The 7,406-nt window shown below is 46.7% G+C and carries 2 protein-coding genes; both read right to left on the bottom strand.

Going from position 1 to position 7,406, the window contains the following annotated elements:
• A partial coding sequence (locus CHB92_RS25155; RefSeq protein WP_144266401.1) for an IPT/TIG domain-containing protein occupies positions 1-6,496 on the bottom strand: 6,496 nt, incomplete at its 3' end.
• A 654-nt stretch (positions 6,497-7,150) separates the two neighbouring features.
• Positions 7,151-7,406, bottom strand: a 256-nt coding sequence (locus tag CHB92_RS26040) for a hypothetical protein (protein WP_218824313.1), incomplete at its 5' end; no start/stop codon positions are given.

Below are 7,406 nucleotides of genomic sequence, written 5' to 3'. Positions count from 1 at the left end.
ACACCTGCTTTAAGCTGGAGTTGCCGTTCCTGGTCTCCACGAAGGCCAGCTTCCGGAAGTTAAAGCCGTCCTCGGAGACCTGCACCTCGAAGCCCACGTTGCCCTCCTCCGAGGCCGTGGCCCAGTCCAGCACCACGTTGTTGCCCTGCCTGCTCGCGTTCAGGTAGATCAGCTCTACCGGGAGCGGCGTTACACCTATGTTAGTTAATATATTCAGCAAGCACTGGTCACCATTAAATACTTCAACTTTCAATTCTACATTTTCGCCAGGGGCATTCTCTATATATTCATTAGTTGTAGTACTAGAGAACACTAACTCTCCCCAGTCGCCAGTTGAGGAGGTGCGCCTGTACCAGTAATATCTAGCTCCTGTCTCCGGGAAGTCTATCCCTTGGCTTAAGTCCTCCTCCGCTGTAACCCTCCACTTTGTGTTGTTCTCAATCCACACTACGTCAAGAATACCCTTTGTTACTGTAGTTACGGATGTAACGCTAACTTCAGCACTTCCTGACATTTCTTTCGGGCATTCTGCGGTGGTTGCATCAGGGCTTGTTGTCGCTACTACTGTATAAGTTCCAGGCTCTCTCTGGTAACCAAAGTCAATTGCGCCCCCACTACTAACTACAGGGTCACCTACATTTACAGTACTACCGTTAGCAGTCAGTTGTAACTGATAGCTAACGCCAGCCTGCGAATCATCTAACCCAACTGACACTCCAAAACCGTCTCTTTCACAATAGCTACCACCTCCTGTTACATTATAAACCGTTGGTAGTGCTGTTTCTCTGATCGTCACACTCTCTACCATTGCCCTTGAACAGGTTGTTGTTGTGTTAATAGCTACTACTGTATAAGTGCCTGCGGAAATGTAACCAGGGAATGTAATTGCTTCACCAGTTCCCTCTACACTTGCCACAGTAGTTCCGGCTGCATCCATCAATGTGTAAGTAACGCCAGACTGTGAGTCGGCGAGCCCTATGGTCACTCCTGTGCTATTGGCGCAATAATTTGTTCCGTCTGCTGTGGTTATAGCTTGCTCAAGAGGTAGGGGATCTTCTGTGATAGCCACACTACCCGTCATGCTAACCGCACAAGCAGGTTCTATTGCATAAGCCGCCTGAACGGTGTAAGTAGCTACTGTACTCGGAACAGTAAACACGAGCTCGCCCCCTGTTCCGTCCAACGTCTGTACTGCTGTGCTACCCTGCATTAAGGTATACTTAACCCCTGTTTCAGAACCAGACAACGTAACAGGAAAAGTCTCAGTAGATGTACCAGCACAAAAACTATTGTTACCCGATAAAGTGAATGGTGAGAGGGCTGGCTTTACTGTTAAAATTCCTAAATCTAGAGGAGGTAAAGCCTCACAAATGTTTGACACTACCACACTTACAGGATATTTACCTGGAACGGCTGTAATTTCCGATGTTTCACCAGTACCAATAGTAAGACTAGGAACTGTTGTAGTATAAGTTTGTCCATTAACAGTCCATGTATAAGTAACTTGTGCTGTTCCTGTAGCAGATGCAGTTACAGAGAATGTCTCCGAACCATTTAAACAGATTGATGGATACTTTGGAGTACCCCTTGCTGATGTGAGGTCATTAACGCGCATTGTAATAGGAGTAGTCGTAGAATTCCCATTACAGTTTCCGCTTCCACCTGCAGATGTGATGTCAGATGTAAAGTCAATGTATACTTGATCATTATCTATTAGCTTTGCAGGATCTACACCTTGTTTAGCTAGAGCTGCCTCAATTTCCGCACTAGTAAGGTTTAATGTACTGGTACCTTGTACTGTTTTTATAGTATAAATACTGCCCCCTCTTTTTACCTTCCAAACCATTGTTAGATTGGCAATATTCCACCACTCAAAGTTAGAGTTTAATTTGGCTGTAAATGTAGTAGGATCCCCAGGACACAACGGATTTTTGGAAACTGCCACATCTATCTGATAAGTTTCAAGCACTGCTCCATAAGCTCTATAAGCTAACTGTTCAGCAATTGCTTCTCCACACATCCCTTTGCCTTTAACATACGCGGAGTAATACTCGAGTGAAGACAAACCAGCGTTAGAATAAGTAACTTGTCCATTACCAATTTTCTGTTCCTGATTTTTGGTCCATTGGTACGAAAAGTTACTAGCTGGTATCAACTCTCCACCCGAAACAATAGGTTGAAAATATCTAAATGACATTCTTTTTACGACATCTGTTGTCCCCTCAGGATAAGGATAATTAGGATTCCAGATAGGTAGTTCTTGCGGACCAACTGGTGATCCATCTGCCTTAACCGGTTGACCATTTTCATTTACCAGATAAGGATAAATAACAGTAGCATCACGGTATACACTTACTCTATGGTCAACATTAGTTCCATTACAGAACGGTTTTATATTTGAGAATATTACAAAGTCATATTTTGATTTTCTGAGCTTTACAGTTTTACTCGCTGTATTCGTACAGCCGTTACCCCCCTTGATAGTATAGGAGATGGTAACATTTACTTCCGTAGCACCACTAGGTGCAGTCTTAATAGCTTCAGCGAAAGCTGTACAGGGTGAAAAGCTACTACTTGTTCCTCCTGGCCATGACCACGTACCTCCTGTAGGAGAACCAGATAGCGCTATGTTTCCTTGGCCTGAATAAACTACTTGCCCATCAGTTACACCCGAAAAAGAAACTGCTGGTAAAGGACTTATCGTAAGGGGTACATCCTTGTAAGCGGTTGTACACCCAGTCGTAGTATTAGCAGAAGAAAGTCGCACTGTTACTGTACCTGTTCCAGTAACGGACACAGAAGTGCTCGCAGAATTTGGACTGCTAAAGGCAACACCTGTCGAGGTAATGGTGCCTGTGCTACTTACCACGCTCCAATTCGGACTGCCATTAGCCACAACCCCCGACAAATCAAACGTTGTTGTGTTGTTAGTGCCAACGCATTTTGCAGCTGTCGTGGCCGAGGCAGAGGTAACGGCAGGCTGTGGATTAACTGTTAAGACACCTGAGTCGCTTGCGCTACCGCAGGTCTTGCTGTCTGTTACCACAACACTGTATGTTCCTGCTACGCTGGCAGAGAAACTTGCCACATCGCCTGGATCTGCAGCTCCGCTAGGCACCGTCCATTTGTAGTGGTAGGGAGCAGTACCACCGCCCGACACAGTTGCTGAAATGGTAGCAGAGCTTCCAGAGCACGTCGTGGCATCACTCACTGTCACTATCGGTAAAGGATTAACCGTCAGAGTCACACTGCTGGAAGCAGTAGCACAGGCACTTGTCGGGTTAGAGGTCTGCAGAGTAACAGTAGCAGAGCCTGTGCCCGTAGCCTCTATCGTTGCCGTTGCTTGGCCGTCTGCATAACTCGCACTCTTTATAACAAAGCCATTGCTGACAATCCATTCCGGTGTACCCCCGGAATAACTACCAGTAACAGAGAAAGTAGTTTTACCGTCTGCGCCGAGACAAAGCTCCTGCTTGCCCCCCACCACCGCAGCCGTAGGCTGCGGAAGAACTGTAAGAGTGACATCCTTATAAGCAGCTTCACATCCGTCCACTGTACTACTTGAAGTTAATCGCACCGTTACTGTACCTGTTCCAGTAACGGACACAGAAGTGCTCGCAGAATTTGGACTGCTAAAGGCAACACCTGTCGAGGTAATGGTGCCTGTGCTACTTACCACGCTCCAATTCGGACTGCCATTAGCCACAACCCCCGACAAATCAAACGTTGTTGTGTTGTTAGTGCCAACGCATTTTGCAGCTGTCGTGGCCGAGGCAGAGGTAACGGCAGGCTGTGGATTAACTGTCAGAGTCACACTGCTGAAGGCAGTAGCACAGGCACTTGTCGGGTTAGAGGTCTGCAGAGTAACAGTAGCAGAGCCTGTGCCCGTAGCCTCTATCGTTGCCTCCACTTGATTACCAGTAACAACTTGGTTTATAACTTTAAAACTGTTGCTAGAGGATACAAAAAGTGGGGTGCCACCAGAGTAGTTACCTATAACTATAAAGGTATTCGTCCCATCGGTTCCGACACAAACCTCTTGACTACCACTAGTTACCTCAGCGGTCGGCTGTGGAATGACTGTAACTGTAACTGATTCCGATGTCTTAGAACACCTAATCTCATCTGTTGTTTGAGGGACGTTAGTAACAACTACCTGATAATCTCCTGAGGCTGTAGCAGTATAAGTTTGATTCGTAGCATCTAAGGTGTTCCAACTTTCAGCTCCTACAGGCTTGTGCATCCAAACGTAAGTGTACACTTTACCCTCAGGTGCTTTAGCAGCCTGAAACAGAACAGAGCCACCCTGACAGAAGGTAGTAGCTCCTGTGTATGTCAGAGACGCTATATTTTGATCAAGTTCTACTACTTTTACCTCTATTGGTGCAGAAAAAGTAGAACAACTGTATTCATTCGTAACCTTGACGTAGAAGCTACCAGATTTTGCTACTCTTATACTACTAGCTATACTGTCTGGCATTAGCACGCCTCCTGAAAACCATTCATATTTAGTGTATCCGGTAGGGGCGTTGAGGGTAACAGTATTTCCAGAACAAAAGTTGGTAGGCCCTGTAGGCGTTATTTTAGCTTCTGGCTGTGGGTTTACCGTCACCTCAACCGGTACAACCACAAAGCACCCCGTGCTCGCAGTGCCCTTAATGTAATAGGTGCCGCTGGCGGAAACAGCACCCGGATTCTGCAGCTGCGTTGTGGCAGCGGCGTCCGTCCAGTAGGTGTAGGTCAGGCCAGAAGTGCTGCCCGAGACAATAGAGGAGGCAGTCAGGTCAACAGTGCCGGGAGAGCAGACTGCCGCAGGATTGGTGATCTTGACCTCCGGCAACGGATTAATTGTTACGGTGGCCATGGCGGTGCTGGTACAGCCCTTTTCATTGGTGTATTCGTAAGTTACGGTGTACTCACCCGCCTCAAGGCCGCTGGCGTTGAAAGTGGAACCGCTTACACCCGTGCCACTCCAAGTGCCACCGTCTGGCCCCCCTGTTAATGGAACTGTGTTGTCGCCGTAGCACACCTGCTTATTGTCGGCAGTCACTACTGGCAATGCGTCTATCGTAACCACTACCGGCTTTATAACAAAACAGTCTGTGACCGGATCTAAGCCTTTAATATAATAGGTGCCGCCGGCGGAAACGACACTTGGATTTGTTAGCTCTGTTGTGGCTGCTGCATCGGTCCAATAACTAAGCGTCAGGTTCGAGGGGTTTCCTGAGGTCACTGATGAAGCCGTAAGGTCAACAGGGCCAGGAGAACACACCGCCTCCGGGTTCACTACCGTTAGCTCTGGCTGTGGGTTTACCGTCACCTCAACCGGTACAACCACAAAGCACCCCGTGCTCGCAGTGCCCTTAATGTAATAGGTGCCGCTGGCGGAAACAGCACCCGGATTCTGCAGCTGCGTTGTGGCAGCGGCGTCCGTCCAGTAGGTGTAGGTCAGGCCAGAAGTGCTGCCCGAGACAATAGAGGAGGCAGTCAGGTCAACAGTGCCGGGAGAGCAGACTGCCGCAGGATTGGTGATCTTGACCTCCGGCAACGGATTAATTGTTACCTGAACTGGTTCTATATCTGAACAGCCTTCAGCGCTTGTACCCTTTGTGCCCTTAATGTAATAGGTGCCGCTGGCGGAAACAGCACCCGGATTCTGCAGCTGCGTTGTGGCAGCGGCGTCCGTCCAGTAGGTGTAGGTCAGGCCGGAAGTGCTGCCCGAGACAATAGAGGAGGCAGTCAGGTCAACAGTGCCGGGAGAGCAGACTGCCGCAGGATTGGTGATCTTGACCTCCGGCAACGGGTTTACCGTTACGTCTATATATTTGAACGCTGTTGGAAAATCACACTGGTTAAAGGCTCTAACCCCTATTCGTACAGTCCCAGTCGTATTATCAAAATGAATTATAGGCGATCCTGTATCCCCTCCAGACGCTATTGTCGCGCCTCCTGACACTGTCCATTCATAAGTCTTTGCTCCTGCAACGTTAATACTATAGCTACTTGTAGAGTTAACACAAACTGAAGACAGACCACTCGGCTGACCAATTGTTAGCTTAGCATATACCGGAAAAGAAAAAGCGCTTGAAGGAGAAAGAAAACCACTACCGGTGTTGTCTCTATTAGCAACTTGAACTGTATATGTTCCCGCTTGACTTAAAAATGCGCCTGTGACTCCAATGTTTCTTATCTCATTAGCTGAATAAGCCTCTACAATAGTGGAAACAGATTTATCTCCGGTACTGTTTGTTATAATGACTTTGACATTACCCTCAGTACTGTTTCCCTGCTTAGTGGTTCCAGTAGTAAAGTTCATACCACTAATTGTCAGCGTTGTCCCTTCACCAACTGTTGCACAAGGAGGACTTATAGACGTAATGGTTTGTGCATTAGCTAACTGCGAAACCAACAACAGCACCAGCAATAAGAAGACTCCGAGCAAACACTTTTTTGCGTCTATAAGCTCAGCAATAAGATGCGTAAAACTTTTTTTCATAAGCCAGGACTTAAACGGGGAGGTGTGGAGCCAATAGGAATACCGTATAGAACAAGTTGCATATCAGATAAGACAAAAGCTGTAAAAAGCTTTACAAAAGGGCAAAACAAGGTAACGAGCAATGTACAAACTGCCTTCAAGAAAATACTAAATCTATATATCGCGCCGCAAATATTTGAATCTAACAAATATCAAACATGTAAAAATAAACATTTGAATCAAAATCAATAGCAAAAAGCTACTAATTTGTCTTCGCTAGAGTATTTTCCTGCACAGCACCACTCGTCACAGCTCAAATAATAAAAGCAACAGTATTTTTAACTTTAAGCATCTATATACCGCCTGTGATATATTTTGTTACACTTAAGGCATTAAATATATAGGTTTACAAATACATGGAATGGTGAAAGAAAGTGTACTCGTAGGTTGTAAAGAAACCTCAGCCCTAAGCCTGTCTTTAAGCAGCTCGTTTGCTACACCTCTAAATTCTATTACACCTCATGAAAAGGCTATTATACCTTCACGTTCGAAAGGCGCACCGGTACCAAGGCCTGTTTACAGGCACAGATCAACCTCAGCATACTGGTAGCTGCACTTCTATTAGTCCGATATTGACAATGTTTCTGGGGACTTGCAGCGAAAGCCGACTGCTGCCTATCGTGCAAGGGTGGCGCTGCCCTCTCCCGCCGCTGGGCTGAGCCAACTGCCGCAGGTAGGCTTAATGAAGTTGATAAATCTGGAGTTGTTGAGTAAGCCTGCACACCAGATATGCTGCAGCACTTCATAACACAACAGAGTTGATGCCTTAAAATGAAAAGAGCCGGTTTTTTTACCCGGCTCTTCTGTGTTTGATTTTGATTGTCTTACTCTTTCACCATCTTGGTATGTGTGGTCACGCCGTCCAGCTCTG

The sequence above is a fragment of the Pontibacter ummariensis genome, assembly GCF_900188175.1.
In the GTDB taxonomy this organism is placed as follows: Bacteria; Bacteroidota; Bacteroidia; order Cytophagales; family Hymenobacteraceae; genus Pontibacter; species Pontibacter ummariensis.
The sequence above is the reverse complement of the archived record's forward strand: the minus strand, read 5'-3'. Positions and strand labels throughout refer to the sequence as shown.